Source organism: Aurantiacibacter zhengii, from assembly GCF_003584125.1.
Taxonomy (GTDB): domain Bacteria; phylum Pseudomonadota; class Alphaproteobacteria; order Sphingomonadales; family Sphingomonadaceae; genus Alteraurantiacibacter; species Alteraurantiacibacter zhengii.
In genome coordinates this window covers 404471-421443 of sequence record NZ_QXFL01000004.1, presented here as the reverse complement: position 1 = coordinate 421443, position 16973 = coordinate 404471, and the positions used below count along the sequence as shown (strand labels likewise).

At 63.6% G+C, this 16973-nt stretch carries 10 protein-coding genes; 7 read left to right on the top strand and 3 right to left on the bottom strand.

Features of this window, described 5'->3' with window-relative positions:
• Positions 1–13: 13 nt before the first annotated feature.
• Positions 14–2722, top strand: coding sequence for a TonB-dependent receptor domain-containing protein (locus D2V07_RS11415; protein ID WP_119587097.1), 2709 nt, complete (start codon positions 14–16; stop codon positions 2720–2722).
• An 84-nt stretch (positions 2723–2806) separates the two neighbouring features.
• Here D2V07_RS11415 and D2V07_RS11410 read toward each other — a convergent pair whose 3' ends face one another.
• Together D2V07_RS11410 and D2V07_RS11405 are read right to left on the bottom strand one after the other, a co-directional pair.
• A complete protein-coding gene (locus D2V07_RS11410) occupies positions 2807–3481 on the bottom strand; it encodes a response regulator transcription factor (protein WP_119587096.1) in 675 nt (224 codons plus the stop codon).
• Positions 3482–3566: 85 nt separating this feature from the next.
• Positions 3567–5081, bottom strand: coding sequence for a tryptophan halogenase family protein (locus D2V07_RS11405; RefSeq protein ID WP_119587095.1), 1515 nt, complete (start codon positions 5079–5081; stop codon positions 3567–3569).
• Positions 5082–5345: 264 nt separating this feature from the next.
• Between D2V07_RS11405 and D2V07_RS11400 the strand changes: the two genes are divergently transcribed.
• From D2V07_RS11400 to D2V07_RS11375, 6 genes are all read left to right on the top strand, one after another.
• Positions 5346–8708, top strand: coding sequence for a TonB-dependent receptor (locus tag D2V07_RS11400; protein ID WP_233548364.1), 3363 nt, complete (start codon positions 5346–5348; stop codon positions 8706–8708).
• Between the two features lie 129 nt (positions 8709–8837).
• Positions 8838–9839, top strand: coding sequence for a glycoside hydrolase family 16 protein (locus D2V07_RS11395; protein ID WP_233548363.1), 1002 nt, complete (start codon positions 8838–8840; stop codon positions 9837–9839).
• Between the two features lie 6 nt (positions 9840–9845).
• Complete coding sequence (locus D2V07_RS11390) at positions 9846–10901, top strand: LacI family DNA-binding transcriptional regulator (protein WP_119587092.1); 1056 nt, start codon at positions 9846–9848, stop codon at positions 10899–10901.
• Complete coding sequence (locus D2V07_RS11385) at positions 10898–12103, top strand: MFS transporter (protein WP_233548362.1); 1206 nt, start codon at positions 10898–10900, stop codon at positions 12101–12103. Before D2V07_RS11390 ends, D2V07_RS11385 begins: the two co-directional genes overlap by 4 nt.
• A gap of 65 nt (positions 12104–12168) precedes the next feature.
• Entirely contained in the window at positions 12169–14565 is a 2397-nt protein-coding gene (locus D2V07_RS11380; protein ID WP_119587091.1) for a glycoside hydrolase family 3 protein, read from the top strand.
• A gap of 114 nt (positions 14566–14679) precedes the next feature.
• Complete coding sequence (locus D2V07_RS11375) at positions 14680–16098, top strand: sugar MFS transporter (RefSeq protein ID WP_119587090.1); 1419 nt, start codon at positions 14680–14682, stop codon at positions 16096–16098.
• Positions 16099–16175: 77 nt separating this feature from the next.
• Here D2V07_RS11375 and D2V07_RS11370 read toward each other — a convergent pair whose 3' ends face one another.
• Positions 16176–16931, bottom strand: a complete 756-nt coding sequence (locus D2V07_RS11370; protein WP_119587089.1) for a TylF/MycF/NovP-related O-methyltransferase — start codon at positions 16929–16931, stop codon at positions 16176–16178.
• Positions 16932–16973: the final 42 nt, after the last annotated feature.

Genomic DNA, 16973 nt, shown 5'->3' with positions numbered 1-16973 from the left:
GGGAGTCACGATAATGACCACTGGCAAGCGGCTGGCGGGGCTGCTCTTGCTCACCACCGCGCTCTCTTTCCCGGGCGCGGCTTTTGCTCAGGATTCAGGCGGCAGCGCTCTGTCGCCCACGCAGGAAGACGTGGAGCGCGACGAGCTTCTGGACCAGGATCCTGACGGGCAGGAGGATGATTTCCAGGACACCGACGTGTCGATCCCGGGCGGGTCGATCATCGTGACCGGGCGCATCAACCGTAACCCGGAACGCAATTCCACGCAGGTGGTCAACGTGCTCTCGACGGAGCAGATCGCGCGCACCGGCGAAGGCGACATCGCTGGCGCGCTGGGCCGCGTTACCGGTCTGTCGGTACAGGGTCAGGGCTTCGTCTACGTGCGCGGTCTTGGCGACCGCTACTCGCTGGCGCTGCTGAACGGCCTGCCGCTGCCTTCGCCGCAGCCGCTGAGCCGCGTGGTGCCGCTGGATATCTTCCCCACCAATGTGGTCGCCTCCAGTCTGGTGCAGAAGACCTATTCGGCCAACTTCCCCGGTGAATTCGGCGGTGGCGTGATCAACCTCACGACCCGCGCCGTGCCCGAGGAAAGCTTCCTCGAAATCAGCGCGGGGATCAGCGGCAACACCGAGACCACCTACCAGCGTGGCCTCTCCTACTACGGCTCCGACTATGACTGGTTCGGCTTCGACGATGGCACCCGCGACGTGCCGCCCGCGTTGCAGACCTTCTTCGACAGCGGCATCCGGATGAGCGACGTGCCGCTCGACCCGGAGCAGAACGTCAACGACGCGCCTTTCACGCAACTTGATATCGCCAAGCAGCTGGGCAACCCCAACCTGATCCTGGTGCAGCAGATCGGCGACGTGCAGCCCAACTGGTCCGCCGGGATCACGGCCGGTACCTCGCTCGACGTGTTTGGCGACGGCCTGCTGGGTATCGTCGCGACCGCATCTGTCAGCAACAAGTGGCGCACGCGCGATATCACCTCGCAGTCGATCCTCGCCGACTTCACACTCGACAGCGATTTCCGCGACGTGGTGACCGACAACTCCGTGCTGGTGAACGCGCTGCTGGGCTTCGGCCTCGAAGTGGGCGACCACCAGTTCCGCTGGACCAACCTGTTCATCCGCGACACCTCCAAGCTGGCCCGCCTTTCCACTGGCGAGGATTTCCAGGACGACGATTCCATCGTCCAGCAACAGACTGCATGGTTCGAACGCCAGCTGATCGACACGCAGCTGGTGGCGGAACTGGAATTTGGCGATCTCGGCGTAGACCTGCGCGGCGGCTATGCCCGCACCGACCGCGAGGCGCCGTATGAATATACCTTCACCTATGTACGCGACAACGCCAACGGCCCGCTGAGCGACCAGTTCATCAACGTGCTGGACCGCCAGACCGGCGATGCTTCCGTGGTCTTTTCCGACCTGCAGGAAGAACTGTGGGCGGGCGGCGTCGATCTCAGCTATCCGGTGTTCGACAGCTTCGCGCTGACCGTGGGCTATGCCTACAGCGACACCGAGCGTTTCTCCGAACGGCGCGAGTTCCTGTTCAACGCGCCCACCAGCTTCCCCGATGGCGTGGGCTCGCTGCGTCCGGACCTGTTGCTGGGCGATGCGATCATCGACTTCTTCGATATCGGACTGATCGAATCCACCCAGTCGGACCCGGCCTTTACCTCTGCACTCACGGTGCATGCAGGCTATGGCAAGGTGAACTGGGAGCCGGTGCTGGGCGTGATGCTCGATGTCGGCGTCCGTTACGAGGATGCCGAGCAGACGGTTGACCCGGTGGAGGTGTTCACCACCCCGCTCAACTCGGCGAGTTCCACGGCGCTCAACAACACTTACTGGCTGCCTGCGGCCACCGTGACCGTGGAGCCGATCGAGAACCTGCAACTGCGCGCCAACGCCTCCAAGACGCTGGCCCGCCCGCAGTTCCGCGAGTTGATCTTCCAGACCTATTACGATCCGGAAACCAACCGCCAGTTCAACGGCAACCCCTTCCTGGTGGACAGCCGTCTCACCAACTTCGAAGTGCGCGGCGAATATTATTTCGGCGGCGGCGACAAGGTTTCGGTGGCAGGTTTTTACAAGGATATCGAGAACCCGATCGAGGCCTTCTCGAGCTTCTCCGACAATGCCCAGCTCACCAGCTTCGCCAACGCGCCCAGCGCCACGCTGTGGGGTGTCGAGGCCGATACGCAGTACACCTTCGATCTCTACAACCTGGGTGGCTTCTTCGAGACAAAGCAGTTGCTGCTGCTGGCGAACTACACCTACACCAACTCGGAAATCTCGGTGCAGCAGGGTGACATCACCCGCCTGTTCCCCGGCGGCGACACGGCGGCCAGCAACCTGTTTGTGGATGGCGTTCCGCTGACCGGTCAGTCCGATCATCTGGTCAACTTCCAGATGAGTTTCGAGGATACCGAGAGCTTGCAGCAGTTCACCGTGCTGATGAACTATGCAAGCCAGCGCGTGACCAGCCGCGGTACATCGGGCCTGCCCGATATCGTGGAAGATCCCGGCCTGACGGTGGACCTCGTGGCGCGGCAGGGTTTCGACCTGATGGGCAACGACATGGAAGTGAAGCTGGAAGCCCGCAACATCTTCAATCGCCGGAACGAGGAATTCCAGACCGACGGCGTGAACCGCGCGGAGATCAACACCTACGATCGCGGAACGACCCTGGCAGCTTCGGTTTCGCTGACTTTCTAGCCCGCAGGCGAACCGACCGAGAAACGGCCTCTCGTCCAGCGCGAGGGGCCGTTTTTTATGATCGCTGTCCGGAAAAGTGGCTGATCAGATAAGGTCGAGCACGTAACCGCGCCCGTGCACGGTGCGCAGCAGGTGATCCGCACCGGCATTGCGCAGCCCCTGGCGAAGGCGCTTGATCCACACGTCGACCGTGCGGAGGTAATCGGGGTCTCCCTCCTTGCCCAGCGCCTCAATCAGTTCCTGCCGGGTCAGCACGCGGTTGGGATTTTCCGCCATGAACCGCAGCACGCGAAATTCGTTGGGGCGAAGGGCGATCTGGGCATCGCGCCAGCGCGCCTGCTCGCCCGCCACGTTGATCTGCAGATCGCCGATTTCGAGCAGTTGCAGCTTGCTGGCAGAATGGCGCAGCGCGAACAGGGCCAGCACCCGGTCTAACATTGCCTGCCGGTCCAGCGGGCCCACGGCATAATCGTCGGCGCCGGCTTTCAGGGCGCGGCGACGATCCTCGGCATCGTCTTCTTCCAGCACCATCGTGACGTGCGCGTCCTGCGTGCGCGGATCGGCCCGCAGGCGGCGAACCATCTCGAGGCCGGAAAGCGTATCCATCACCCAGTCGACAAAAACCCAGGCCCGCCCGTCAACCAGCGCGGGCGGCCCATCGGGCTGCAGCAGGCGGAAGACGAACGTCGCCTCGCCGTGCGCGAATTCCGCAAAGCGCGATGCCTCTTGGCTGGTAGTCAGTATGCTGATGCGGTCCATATGCCCCGGCCCGGTGAATGTCGGACCGGTAACTGCCAAGGCTGCATGACCGATCTATGACATCGGCGCGGCTATTTCGCAGCAGTTACGATATTGGCGGTGCGGGGCAGTATTTGGCGATATATTCCGCGTGCGGGGGCATGTGCTGGACGAAGTAGCGGATCGATTTCTCGATCTCGTCCAGTTCGCTCTTCGTCTTGCCGCGTTCCAGCGTGTTCGTCATGGCGATGTTGCCCTGCATCGGAATGCCCTGGCCCATCATCACCGCGGCCCAGCTGGTCTCCGTGAACAGCTCGTCCTCCTCACGGAAGATCTGGCCGCTGGTCCGGAACAGCTCCACCTTCTCGCTCAGGCTGTCCGGCACGCTCATCGTGCGGCAGTAGTTCCAGAACTCGGTGTCGTCACGTTTGGTGGCGTTGTAGTGCAGGATCAGGAAGTCGCGGATGCGGGCGTATTCCTTGCCGGTCAGCCGGTTGAAGGTGTTGCGCGTCGCCTCGGTGATCCCGTCCAGGCTGAGCATGGCGATCAGCTTGTTGATGCCGGTGTTTATCAGGTGGATTGAGGTGGACTCCAGCGGCTCCATGAAGCCCGCCGAGAGGCCCAGCGCCACCACGTTCCTGTTCCAGAACTTCTTGCGCCTGCCGGTGACGAAACGCAGGTGGTTGGGGTCTGCGGTGGGTTTGCCGGCAAGGTTGTTCACGAGGATGTCGGTCGCCTCGTCGGCAGACATGAAGGCATCGCAATAGACGTGGCCGTTGCCGTTGCGGTGCTGCAGCGGCACCTGCCACTGCCAGCCCGCGTCGTGCGCGATGGCACGGGTGAAGGGCGGCGGCGGCGAACCGTCATCGCGGTTGCAGGGCAGGGCGACGGCGCGGTTGCACGGCAGCCAGTGGGTCCAGTCCTCGTAACCTGTTTCCAGCGTCTGCTCGATCAGCAGGCCGCGAAAACCGGAGCAGTCGATGAACAGGTCGCCCTCGATCACCGAGCCGTCTTCCAGAGTGATGGAGGTAACGTCGCCGCTCTCCCCGTCGAGCGAGACGTCGCAGACCTTTCCCTCCTTGCGCACCACGCCGCGTGCCTCGGCATAGCGGCGCAGGAATTTCGCATACTGCCCGGCATCGAGATGAAAGGCGTAGTTGACCGGCGGCAGGTCGTCGCGCTGGGTGTCTTCCGAACGCATGAAGCGCCCGAAATAGGCGGCCATGGTTTCCACGTTGAACGCCTGGATCGGGCGGTTGTCGCCCAGCTTCTTCATATGGTGCCACACCTGGTGGAAGGAGAGGCCGCCGATGGTGTAGCCGTAATTGCCGAAGGGATGGATGTACCTGTCGTCCTTCGCGCCCCAGTTCTCGAACTGGATGCCCAGCTTGAAGGTGCCCTGCACGTTGCTGAGCATCTCGCGGTCGCTGATTTCCAGCGCCTGATTGAAGTCGCGGAACGGCGGGATCGTCGCCTCGCCCACGCCGACTGTGCCGATGGCTTCGGATTCGACCAGCGTGACCGACAGTTCCCTGTCGCCTTGTAACATGCGCGATAGCGGCGCAGCGGCCATCCAACCGGCGGTGCCGCCGCCGACAATCACAATCTTCTCTATCGCCATAGCTCTCTCGCCAATCCCGTTGCGCCCGCTCTAGCGCTGTTCCCCCGCCTTCGCAAAACCCGTCCAAAAGGCCGTGATGCCTTGGGCCGAGAAGGGAGTAATGCAAAAATGTTACACCACGGGTCGACAAATGGGAACGTTCATTTTTTGCTATTGTGAACGCTCACAATCTTGGTATGCCAATGGTGCAGCGCCAGTCCGGCGCCTTGGACTTTGTGCGATATCGCCGCGAAAACAGCGGTGAATCAGAGGGGAGAGCAGTCAGTGTCAGCTCGAATCGATAGTGGAAATGTAGCCTTCGGTCGCCGCGCCCGCGCGCTGGCCGGTGTATCCGGTCTCGCCTTGTGCATGCTGGCCAGCAATGCTGCCCTTGCGCAGGACACCGTTGAACAGGAGATGGAGCAGGAAGCGGGCGAAGCAGTGCCCGATCCCGACAACGTTATCGTCGTCAGCGGCTTCCGCGCCTCTTTGCAGACTGCGCAGGATTTCAAGGAAAACGCCGACACCGTTGTCGACGTGATCACCGCCGAAGATGTCGGCGCGCTTCCCGACCGCTCCGTTACCGAAGCGCTGCAGCGCGTTCCCGGCGTCAACATCGGTCGTTTCGAGAAGACCTCCGACCCCGACCGTTTCTCGGTCGAGGGAACCGGCGTCATCATCCGCGGCCTGCCCTATGTCCGTTCCGAACTGAACGGTCGTGACATCTTCTCCGCCACTGGTGGCCGCAGCCTCAGTTTCGAGGACGTTTCGCCCGAGCTGGTTGGCCGCGTCGAAGTCTACAAGAACACCACCGCCGACATGATCGAAGGCCAGATCGCGGGTCTCGTGAACCTCGTGACGCGCAAGCCGCTCGACAATCCGGGCTTGAACCTGGCCGGCTCGATCGAGGCGAACTACGGTGACCTTCGCGAGGAATGGTCCCCGACCTTCAACATCCTGGGTTCGAACACGTTCGACACTGCCATCGGCACTTTCGGCCTGCAGCTGTCCTATTCCCATTCCGAACTGAAGAGCCGTACCGACGCCTCGCAGGTCGCCGACCCGTGCTACCGTAATCCCGATCTGTCGGGCGGCTGCCTGCGCGTGTTCGACGTGAACTCGGGCGGTTTCGGCGACGTGCAGAACTACGACGAGAGCAACTTCCCGCCCGCAGGCTCGGTTATCATCCCGCAGTACGCCGGGGTGCGCACCACCGATCTGGACCGTGACCGCGAGGCCATTTCGGGGGTCGCCCAGTACGAAAGCGTCGATGGCCGCTTCCTGGTGACTGCCGAATACCTGCGGTCCGAAGCAAAGTTCTTCACTGAAGAATATGCCCTTCTCGGTCGTATGGACGACGGCATCGCCTCGCCTGAGGCACGTCCCGGCACAAGCTTTACCTACGACGAGAACGGCCTTTTCCAGACCGGAATTCTCACCGACAACGTCGGCGATCCGTATGCCACGCCGTTCGGCCGAGGTGGCATCCCCGTGGATTCGCTGCGCTTCCTGCGTGACACCGAAACGGTAACTGAAGACTACTCCATCGACGTGTTCATCGAGGCGACCGATCGCCTGCGCTTCAATTTCGAAGGCCAGGTCGTCCAGTCCGATCTTTCGCGTGATTCCGTGTTTGGCGCATTGAGCACTTGGGCCGATATCGACCTTGACCTCACCGGCGAAACCCCGAACGTCCAGTTCCTCGCGCCGGTGGGCTCGCCGGACGATTATTTCTCCAGCGGCTTCTACACCTACTACTGGTTCGGCCTCGACAGCCGTGAGAAGAACGATGGCGAGATGTACACTCTGGCCGGCGATGTCGAATATGACGTCAGCGACGGGTTCTTCCGCAAGGCCGCATTTGGTGCACGCTGGGCCGACCGCGAGCGCACCACGCGCAACACCAACTTCAGCACCTGGGGCAACCTGTCCGCACCGTGGACTGGCCGTGGCGGTTGCGGTCCGGGTGGTGGCGGACCGGGCTGCCAGCCGGGCGCTCCGGGCACGCTCGTGTACGACTGGGGCGCGCCGGGTTTTACCCCGGGCCGTTTCTATACCGGACTGCCCGATCAGGAATTCGCCATCGCGGGCGGCGCCTACACGGACGAGTTCCCGGAATACTCCAACCTGCGTGACCCGTTTGGCAATGGCTTCCAGCGCGGTGAGGCGGCAACGCCTATCCCCAATGGACAAGCATATTTTTACGGCGGCGACGATTTCCTCGCCGATTACCTCACGGGTGACGTGCAGGAGCAGTGGGACGAGATCGCCACCTTCTCGCAGTCGCCGGAGCGGTTTAACCTGGGCGTGGCGGATCGTCAGTACACCAACCCCGTCAGCGGCGAAATCATCGCCTGCGATCCCTTCTGCCCGCCGGAAATCTCCAGCGTCGCCGAAGTGACCAAGGCAGCCTACGCCCGCCTCGATTTCGGCCACGATTTCGACGGCGGCTGGTCGCTGGGCGGCAACATCGGCGTTCGCTACGTCGAGACAAAGGTCAGCTCCGATGCGCTGGTCGGCTTCCCGCAGGCCAACCAGTTCGACGATCCCTCGATCGGCGGCAACGGCGATGGCGTGGTGCAGGTGGAAGAGATCCAGGCCCTGTGTCAGACCCCGGTCCCGGCGGGTCAGGAGCGTCTCTATTGTAATCTGACCGGCGCGCGCCTGGCGGAATTCGCCTCGCTGTTCACCGGTGAAGCCATTCCCGACGACCGTGACATCACTTTCGATCACTGGCTGCCTTCGTTTAACGTGCGGCTGGATAGCGGCACGGGCTGGGTGATCCGTGCGGCGGTATCGAAGGGTATCTCGCGTCCCGACCTGCAGCTCTTCAACGCCGGCGGCGTGCTGGGCTTCAGCGGCCGCGTTGAATCGGGTCCGCTGCTCAGCATCTCGACCGGCAACCGTAACCTGCTGCCGGTGGAATCGTGGAACTACGACCTCTCCGCCGAATGGTACTTCGACGACGTGGGCTCGCTGACCGTTGCCGGTTTCGTGAAGGACATCACCGGGATCGTCAGCCGCGGTACCGGCGTGGTGAACTACACCTCGCCCAGCGGCATTTCGCAGGACGTGATCATCGAAGGTCCGGCCAACGATATCAGCGGCACGCTCTACGGCGTCGAAATCGCCCACCAGCAGACCTACGACTTCCTGCCGGGCCTGCTCGGCGGCCTGGGAAGCCAGTTGACCTACACCTATGTGAACGGTGACGACTTCCCGAACCCGCTGATTTCCGGCATCGGTTCGCCTTCGGTGGCAGGCGCAGGCGCGCCGCTGAACGGCAGCCCGTTCGTGGGTGGCCAGCCGCTGCAGGGTATCTCGGAGCACACCCTCAACGCCACGCTGTTCTACGAGCGTGGGCCGCTGGCCCTGCGCACGGCGTACAACTGGCGGTCCGAGTTCCTGATCACGCCGCGCGACGACATCTTCCCGTTCTCGCCGATCTGGCAGGAAGCCACGGGCCAACTGGATGCGTCGATCTTCTACGAGCTCACCGACTCCATCAAGATCGGTGTGCAGGGCGTGAACCTGCTCGATGAAGTAACCCAGACCTCCCAGGTGATCGATTACGACGGCACGCGGGTTACCCGCTCTGCCTTCCGTAACGACCGCCGCTTTACCTTCCTCGTCCGTTTCGACTTCTGAAGTCGGAGCTCCTCCGGATGAGATGACCAGATGGGCTCCTGCGTGCTCTTGCGCAGGGGCCCATTTTTTCTACCTCTCGCGGCGGGTGGGCAAGCTGTAGCCGTAGAGACTTAGAGCAAGGAAAAGCCGATGCACCCAACCGCCTATCCCATGCGCGCCATCGCCGCGTGCACCCTCGCCATCGCTGCCTTGTCGGCGTGCGGGTCGGAGAGCACATCCACCGCACTTCCGCCCCCACCGCCGGCGCCTCCTGCGGTGCAGCAGGGCAGCTGGCAACCGGCATGGTCGGACGAATTCGACGCAGCGACGCTGGATACGGCGCGATGGAACGCGCTGGAGGATTGCTGGGGTGGCGGCAACGAAGAGCGCCAGTGCTACACCGCGCGGCCCGAAAACATCGGCATCGAGAACGGCCTGCTGGTAATTACCGCGCGCGAGGAAGATTTTACCGGACCCGCGTGGCCCGCCAGTTTCGGCCCGGCGGGTGTCGACACCAGCGAACGGGCGACCAAGCCCTTCACCTCCGGCAAGCTCACCACGCAAGGGATTGCCAGCTGGACCTATGGCCGGTTCGAAATGCGTGCGCGCCTTCCGCAGGGGCAGGGCGTGTGGCCGGCCTTCTGGATGCTGCCCGAAGACAGCGCCTATGGCTCGTGGGCGGCATCGGGTGAGATCGACATCCTCGAAGCCGTGAACCTCGGCGTCGAATGCGGGACCTGCGAGCCGGGCGGCGAGAACTCAATCCTCGGCACGCTGCATTTCGGCGGCCAGTGGCCGGACAACAAGTATCACAGCACAGAGGTTTCGATGCCGCAGGTGCTGGACGATGAATTCCATACCTACGGGGTGATCTGGGAACAGGGCCGATTCACATGGACGTTCGACGGCCAGGCCTTCGCCACGGCACAGGCAAGCGACTGGTTTACCACCGCCACCAGCGATCCCAATGCCCCATTCGACAGGCCGTTCCACCTCATCATGAACCTCGCAATCGGTGGCCGCTTGCCCGAAGATAGGGCGTTGGGCGGGGTTGCCAGCGAAGGTTTCCCCAAGCGGATGGAGATAGACTGGGTGCGTGTCTGGAAATGCGATGCCGATGCCGCTACCGGACAAGGCTGTAGCGGGAACTGACGACAAATGGCACGCCGCCGACAATCCGTAACTATCAAGCATGTAGCCGCCGATGCGGGCGTGTCGCTGCAGACGGTCAGCCGCGTCATCAACAAGGAAGCCAATGTCCGCCCCGAGATGAAGAAGCGGGTGCAGGCGTCCATCGACAAGCTTGGCTACGTCCCCTCCATCGCCGCGCAACGGATGAGTGGATCGCGATCCTATCTGATCCTCGCTCTCAACGACCGCGATCGCACGATAGAGGACTGGCGCGCGCGCGAGGGCAGCGACTGGATCGACCAGATGCTGCTGGGCGGGATGCTGAAATGCGCCGAGTACGGCTATCGCCTGATCTTCGAACTGCTCGATACCCATTCGGACCATGTGGAGCGCGAGCTAAAGAGCATCATTGCCTCGCTCCAGCCCGATGGCGTGATCCTCACCCCGCCGCACGGCGAGAACAAGCTGATCACCGCCCTGCTCGACAAGCACAAGATACCCTTTGTGAAGATCGGCGCGCGCCTGAACGGCGGGCTGGCGATCACCATGGGCGACGACAGGCTGGCGCGCATGGCGACCGAGTACCTGGTCGGCAAAGGCCACCAGCGGATCGCTTTCATCGCCGGATCGGATGAATACGTCATCAGTGAGTGGCGCCAGGAAGGCTGGCGGGCCGCGATGAAGGATCACGGTCTGTCGACCGACAACCTGTGCGAGCGCGGCGATTTCAGCTTCGCCTCGGGCGATGCGGCAGCGCGCAGGCTGCTCTCGCGCCGAGGTCGTCCCACGGCCATCATCGCTGGCAACGACCAGATGGCGATGGCCGTCAACAAGGTGGCGCATGAACTGGGGCTCAAGGTGCCCGGCGACCTGTCGATCATCAGCTTCGACAACACGCCTGTCGTGCGCTTCATCCAGCCGCCGCTCACAGCGATAGACCAGCCCGTTGCGGAGACCGTTTCGCGCGCGGTCGAGCTGCTGATCAAGGCGCAGCGGGGCGAGGAACTGCCACCCATGCCGGTGGTGGTCGATGGCAGTCTGGTGGAGCGCGCATCGGTCGCGGGACCGCCGAAATTGCCGTGATCGATCCGGTCGCAGCAAACGCCGCTGGCGACCGGCAACCCCTGCGTTTCATGCTGCTCTATGCGCTTGCCGTCGCGGGCGGGGCGATGGCCTATGTCCCCTTCCTCACCATCCTTTTGCCGGTGCGCGTCGAAGCCATGGCCGATGGCGCGCATGTCAGCTGGCTGGCCTATTGCGCCTTTGTCGGAGCGATCGCCGCTAGCCTCGCCAACATTGGCTTCGGCTGGCTGTCGGACCGGACGCAGAACCGGGGTGGCTGGATCGCGGCGGGGCTGCTGCTCAGCTGTACGCTGCTGGTGTCCATGCCGATGGCGACGGGGCTGACCGCGCTGATGGCGCTGCTGGTGGCGTGGCAGGTTTCGCTCAACATGATGCTGGCCCCGCTGGCGGCAATGGCAGGCGATTTCGTGCCGGACCGGCAGAAAGGCACGCTGGGCGGATTCCTGTCGTTTGCCCCGGCGCTGGGTGCGGCATCGGGCGCGCTTGTGACGCTGCCGGGCCTTGCCTCTGCCGATGTGCGGCTGGTCGTGGTGGCGGCGCTGGTGGCGCTGTGCGTTCTGCCGGTGCTGCTGTTCGGGCGCCCGCGACCCTTTCCCGAACTGATGCAGCCTGTTGCCCGGCAGGAAGTGGCCGAGGACCCCCGTCCGCGCCGAATCGTAGTGCGCATGTGGCTGGCCCGGCTGCTGGTGCAGATCGCCGAGGCCGCGCTGTTCGCCTATCTATACATCTGGCTGCGCAGCATCTCCGGTGCGATCGGCGACAACCATGCCGCGCTGGTATTCGGGGTGGTGCTGTTCCTGGCCGTACCGGCAACGCTGGTGGTGGGCCGCTGGGCGGACCGTGCCAACCGCCCGATCCTGCCGCTTGCCATCTGCGCCAGCGTGACCGGACTTGCGCTGCTGGGGATGGCGAGCGCGCCCGACCTGCGCCTGGCGCTGCTGGCCTATGGCCTGTTCGGCCTTGCTTCTTCCATCTTCCTGGCGCTGCACACCGCCCAGACCCTGCGCGTATTGCCCCGCCCGCAGCATCGCGGGCGCGACCTGGGGCTGTTCAACCTCACCAACACCGTGCCCTCGCTGGTGATGCCGGGTCTCACGCTGGCGATGGTGCCGGTGTTCGGGTTCGCGGGATTGTTCGTCGTGCTCGCCGTGCTGGTGGGCTTGGCATCGCTGCTGCTGTTCACCATGCCCCGCCCGGATTAGGCGCTTGCCAAAGCAGGCAATGCGTGTAGGAATATTGTGAACGTTCCCAATATAAGAGGATAACGATGCGTTTCGGGATAGGATTGCGTGCAGGCGTCGCGATTGCGGCGATGGGGCTGGGACTGGGGGCGTGTGCCACCGTGCCAGCCGATACGACGGATACCGGGGTCGCTTCGGCACCGGTTGCGGATACGGAAGAAGCCGTGGTCGCGGATTTCGTTTCGCGGATGTCGCTGGAGCGCAAGATCGCCCAGCTGATCCAGCCGCAGATCAACTCCTTCACGCCCGAGGATATGCAGCGGTATCGCTTCGGCAGCTACCTCAATGGCGGCAATGGCGGCCCCTATGGCGACGAATATGCGCCTGCCAGCGAATGGCTGCGCTACGCCGACGAGATGTACGATGCCTCGGTGCAGCCGCTGCCCGGCGGCGAGCCTGTCGTCCCGACCATGTGGGGCACCGACGCGGTGCACGGCCACACCAATGTGGTGGGCGCCACCATCTTCCCGCACAACATCGCGCTGGGCGCGGCGGGGGATGCAGACCTGGTGCGGCGCATCGGGCAGGCCACCGCGGTCGAGATCGAGGTGACCGGCATCGACTGGAACTTCTCGCCCACCGTCGCGGTGGCGCAGGATGATCGTTGGGGTCGCACATACGAAAGCTATTCGGAAAATCCCGAACTGGTCGCCACGCTCGGCGCAGCCCTTGTAGAGGGGTTGCAGGGCAATCCCGCCAATGCCGATTTCCTCGGCACGGGCCGGGTAATCGCAACGGCCAAGCACTTCTTCGGCGACGGCGGCACCGACAACGGCGTCGACCAGGGCGAAGTGACCGGCGACCTTGCCGAACTGATGGAAATCCATGCCTATCCCTACCCCGCCACCATAGAGGCGGGCGTGGAAGCGGTGATGGCCAGCTTCAACTCCATCAACGGCCGCAAGATGCACGGCAACGAAGACCTGCTGACCGGCGTGCTGCGCGATCAGATGGGCTTCGACGGTCTGGTCGTGGGTGACTGGAACGGCCACGGCCAGGTGGCCGGCTGTACGGTTACCGATTGTGCCCAGTCGCTGCTGGCCGGTCTCGACATCTACATGGTGCCCGACGACTGGAAAGCGCTGATGGAAACATTGGTCGCGCAGGTTCAGGACGGCACCATCCCTATGTCCCGCGTGGACGAGGCCGTCACCCGCGTGCTGCGCGTGAAGTACCGCGCCGGACTGCTGGGCGACGCTGCGCAGCGCCCGTCGGAACGCGGCGTCGGCGGCCGGTACGACCTGCTCGCATCGCCGGAACACCGCGCCATCGCGCGCGAAGCCGTGGCCCGCTCGCAGGTGATCCTCAAGAACGACGGCGTCCTGCCGCTGGCTTCCGGCGCGAATGTGCTGGTAGCGGGCGCCGCGGCGGACAACATCGGCCAGGCTGCCGGTGGCTGGACGTTGACCTGGCAGGGCGGTCGCGAACTGGAACGCGACCTGTTCCCCAACGCCACATCCATCTGGGAAGGGCTTGAAAGCGCCATCGAAGGGAGCGGCGGCAGCGCCACGCTATCTGAGGATGGCAGCTTCACGCAGCGGCCCGACGTTGCCGTGGTGGTGTTTGGCGAGCGGCCCTATGCCGAATTCGCAGGCGACCGCCCCGATCTGGTGTTCCGCGACGAGGAAGGCCTCGAACTGCTGCGCAGCTTTCAGGCGCAGGACATTCCCACCGTTGCGGTTTTCCTTTCCGGTCGTCCCATGTGGATGAACCGGGAACTCAACGCCGCCGATGCCTTCGTGGCATCGTGGCTGCCCGGCAGCGAAGGGGCAGGCGTTGCCGACATCCTTACCGGCGCTCGCGAGGCGACCGGGCGGCTGTCGTTCACCTGGCCTGCGACCTGCGAGGGAGAGCCCCTGAACAGTGCGGATGGCGCGCTGTTCCCCTTGGGCTATGGCCGCTCGCTTTCCGAAACCACCTCGCTGGGCGACTTGTCGGAAGACTGCGCTGCCCTGATGGTCGGCCCCTCGCGCGAGATGTTCGGCTCGGGTCGTCTTGGCGAAGGCGTAACTGCCGCTGTCGGAGCCGGTGCCCTGCCGAACCTGTTGGGCAGCGAAGGCGGTGTGACCGCGCGCGGGTTTGACCGCAACGCGCAGGAAGACTCGCGCCAGATCACGATGGCCGCAGGTTCGCAGCTTACCCTGTCGCAGGACGAGGACAGCGGCGGTGCCTACCGCATTACCTACGAAGTGCTCGGCAGGCCGTCTGCTCCGGTCACGCTCTCCACGGGTGGCACCACGGTCGACCTGACGCCGCATTTCGCCCACGCAGTCGAAAAGGGATGGCGCGAAATGGTGATTACCGAGGAATGCGCCGGAACGCTGGGAGAAAGCATCACCTTCGCGACTGAAGGAAACATTTCGTTCCGCATCGCAGAAGTGGCGCGGACCGACCTGCCGGAAGGGACCGGGTGCTCCTTCTGAATTCGTATTCCGTCACGGTCTTTCGCGATTGCCGCGGTTATCGCGAAAGACCATAAGCCACCATATTCAGCGGACTTGTCATAGAGAATGCAGGCCGCTCTTGGGGAGAATGACATGGCCCTTGCGCCCGATGTTTCCAGCAGCACAGATCCGAAACCGATCACCGACGATACCGCGCCGGTGAACGCTCCCGGACTGCAATATTTCGTATTCGGCCTGTTCTTCATCTTCGGCGGCATCACCTCGCTGAACGATGTTCTGATCCCGAAGCTGCGCGAGCTGTTCACGCTTTCCTATACGGAGGCGATGCTGATCCAGTTCTGCTTTTTCGCGGCCTACCTGCTGATCGGCATTCCCGGCGCGAAGCTGGTGAAGCGCATCGGTTACATGCGCGGGGCGGTGGCTGGCCTGTGCACGATGATCGTGGGCTGCCTGCTCTTCATTCCCGCCAGCCAGACTGCGACCTATGCCATCTTCCTTGGCGCCCTGTTCATTCTCGCCAGCGGCGTGGTGATCGTGCAGGTTGTGGCGAACCCGCTCATCAGCCTGCTCGGACCGCCCAGCACCTCGCATAGTCGCCTGACCTTTGCGCAGGCGTTCAACTCGCTGGGCACCACGGTCTTCCCCATCGTGGGTGCAGCCGTGATCCTTGGCAGCCTGGCTGACGTTTCAGCAGACCAGCTGGAAGGCGCGGCCTTACAAGCCTATCGCGCGGCGGAAAGCGAGGCGATCTGGCAAGGCTATCTCGGCGTTGCCGCGCTGATCGCAGTGGTGGCAGCAGCCGTGTGGATGTTCCGCAACCGCCTGCCGCACGATGCGAAGTCCATGGGCGAGGGGGAGCTCGTTTCCTCGGGCCGCTATCTGATCGGGCTGGCGCTCGCCGCCGTCGGCGTCTTCGTCGCCTTGCAGGTCAGCGGTTGGCTGGGCGTGCTGATCATCCTAGCGGCACCCGTGCTGTGGCTGTACGACAACGAACTGCTTCGGCGCTCGCGCTTCAGCTACGGCGCGCTGTGCATCTTCCTGTATGTCGGTGCCGAGGTTTCGATCGGTTCGATCATCATCAACTACCTTTCCACCGAACGCGTGCTGGGTGAGCCTGAAAGCGTGATCGGCTGGATGATCGGCCTCTATTGGGGCGGGGCGATGGTGGGCCGCTTCATCGGTTCGGCCGCGCTGCGCATGTTCAGCCCCGGCAAGATCCTGGCCTTCAACGCCGCCGGCGCGATCCTGCTCATCCTCATCTCGACGCAGACCACCGGCGAAGTGGCGGCCTACTCGTTGCTGGCCGTGGGCCTCATGAACTCGATCATGTTCCCTACCATCTTCTCGCTCGCATGCGAAAAGCTGGGGCCGCTGGCGGCTGACGGTTCGGGCATCATCAACGTCGCCATCTTCGGCGGCGCGGTCGTGCCGCTGCTTTATGGCGTGGTGGCCGATGCCACCGGCGGCAACCTGGCGCTGGCCATGGTGATCCCGATCGTCTGCTATGCGATCATTGCGGGCTTCGGCATATTCGCCCGCCGACCGGCTTAGCCGAGGGCGCTATTGCAGGCATGAGCGGGGCGGCATCGTGGCCGCCCCCAAGGCCTGTGCTGAAGGTGCCAAGGCGGTCATGGCTTGACCAGGTATCGCACGTCCTGGTTCACGGCATTGATGTAAGGGGGCCGGGGTTGGGTGGCGAGAAACTCGTCCACCGCCTTGCGGCACCCTTCGTAGGTTCCGTAATCGTCGATCACCACGAACCCACCGGGAACAACCTTGTCGTACAGGTGATCGAGGCAGATCTTGGTGGAGGCGTACCAGTCGCCGTCGAGGCGCAGGATAGCGATTTTCTCGATTTCGTTCTGCGGCAGCGTGTCCTGGAACCAGCCGATATGCAGCCGCGCCTCGTGATAGCCAAGCCGGGATAGCAGACCGGTAACCTCGTCTGCATTGCCAGCGCCGCCAAAGCGATCGTAAATGCCTTTCACCGGCTTCAGTTCGCCCGAAGCCTGGGTGAATTCAGCCACTTCGGCGATAGCTTTCTCGCCATCGACTGCCGGATCCGGCTCGCAAATATCGTCGAACACATCGAACAGATGCAACGGGCGCTGTTCCTTTGCATAGGCCTGGTTGGCAAGCGCGATCATGCCTGCCGCTCCGCCCTTCCAGACGCCGCATTCCACGTAGGCGCCTTGCAGGCCGGTCTGCTCGCAATGGCGCACCATGTCCCACAGCGAAATCAGCGCCGCGTCGGCAATCATCGTCGCATGACGGACCTGCGGGATTGCGGCCAGCGCCTGCTCGGCCGAATTGTAACCCAGCCGGTCCTTGCGGTGCAGTTCGTAACCGCTCTTGCCGAGCATCCTGTGGATCGTTGACTTCATTGAGGTACCATGGCCGGCCTGGTCGGCAAATCAATCAAAATC

Coding starts and splice junctions, on each gene's coding strand:
- D2V07_RS11415 (WP_119587097.1), top strand. CDS start 14: ATGACCACTGGCAAGCGGCTGGCGGGGCTGCTCTTGCTCACCACCGCG.
- D2V07_RS11410 (WP_119587096.1), bottom strand. CDS start 3,481: ATGGACCGCATCAGCATACTGACTACCAGCCAAGAGGCATCGCGCTTT.
- D2V07_RS11405 (WP_119587095.1), bottom strand. CDS start 5,081: ATGGCGATAGAGAAGATTGTGATTGTCGGCGGCGGCACCGCCGGTTGG.
- D2V07_RS11395 (WP_233548363.1), top strand. CDS start 8,838: ATGCACCCAACCGCCTATCCCATGCGCGCCATCGCCGCGTGCACCCTC.
- D2V07_RS11390 (WP_119587092.1), top strand. CDS start 9,846: ATGGCACGCCGCCGACAATCCGTAACTATCAAGCATGTAGCCGCCGAT.
- D2V07_RS11380 (WP_119587091.1), top strand. CDS start 12,169: ATGCGTTTCGGGATAGGATTGCGTGCAGGCGTCGCGATTGCGGCGATG.
- D2V07_RS11375 (WP_119587090.1), top strand. CDS start 14,680: ATGGCCCTTGCGCCCGATGTTTCCAGCAGCACAGATCCGAAACCGATC.
- D2V07_RS11370 (WP_119587089.1), bottom strand. CDS start 16,931: ATGAAGTCAACGATCCACAGGATGCTCGGCAAGAGCGGTTACGAACTG.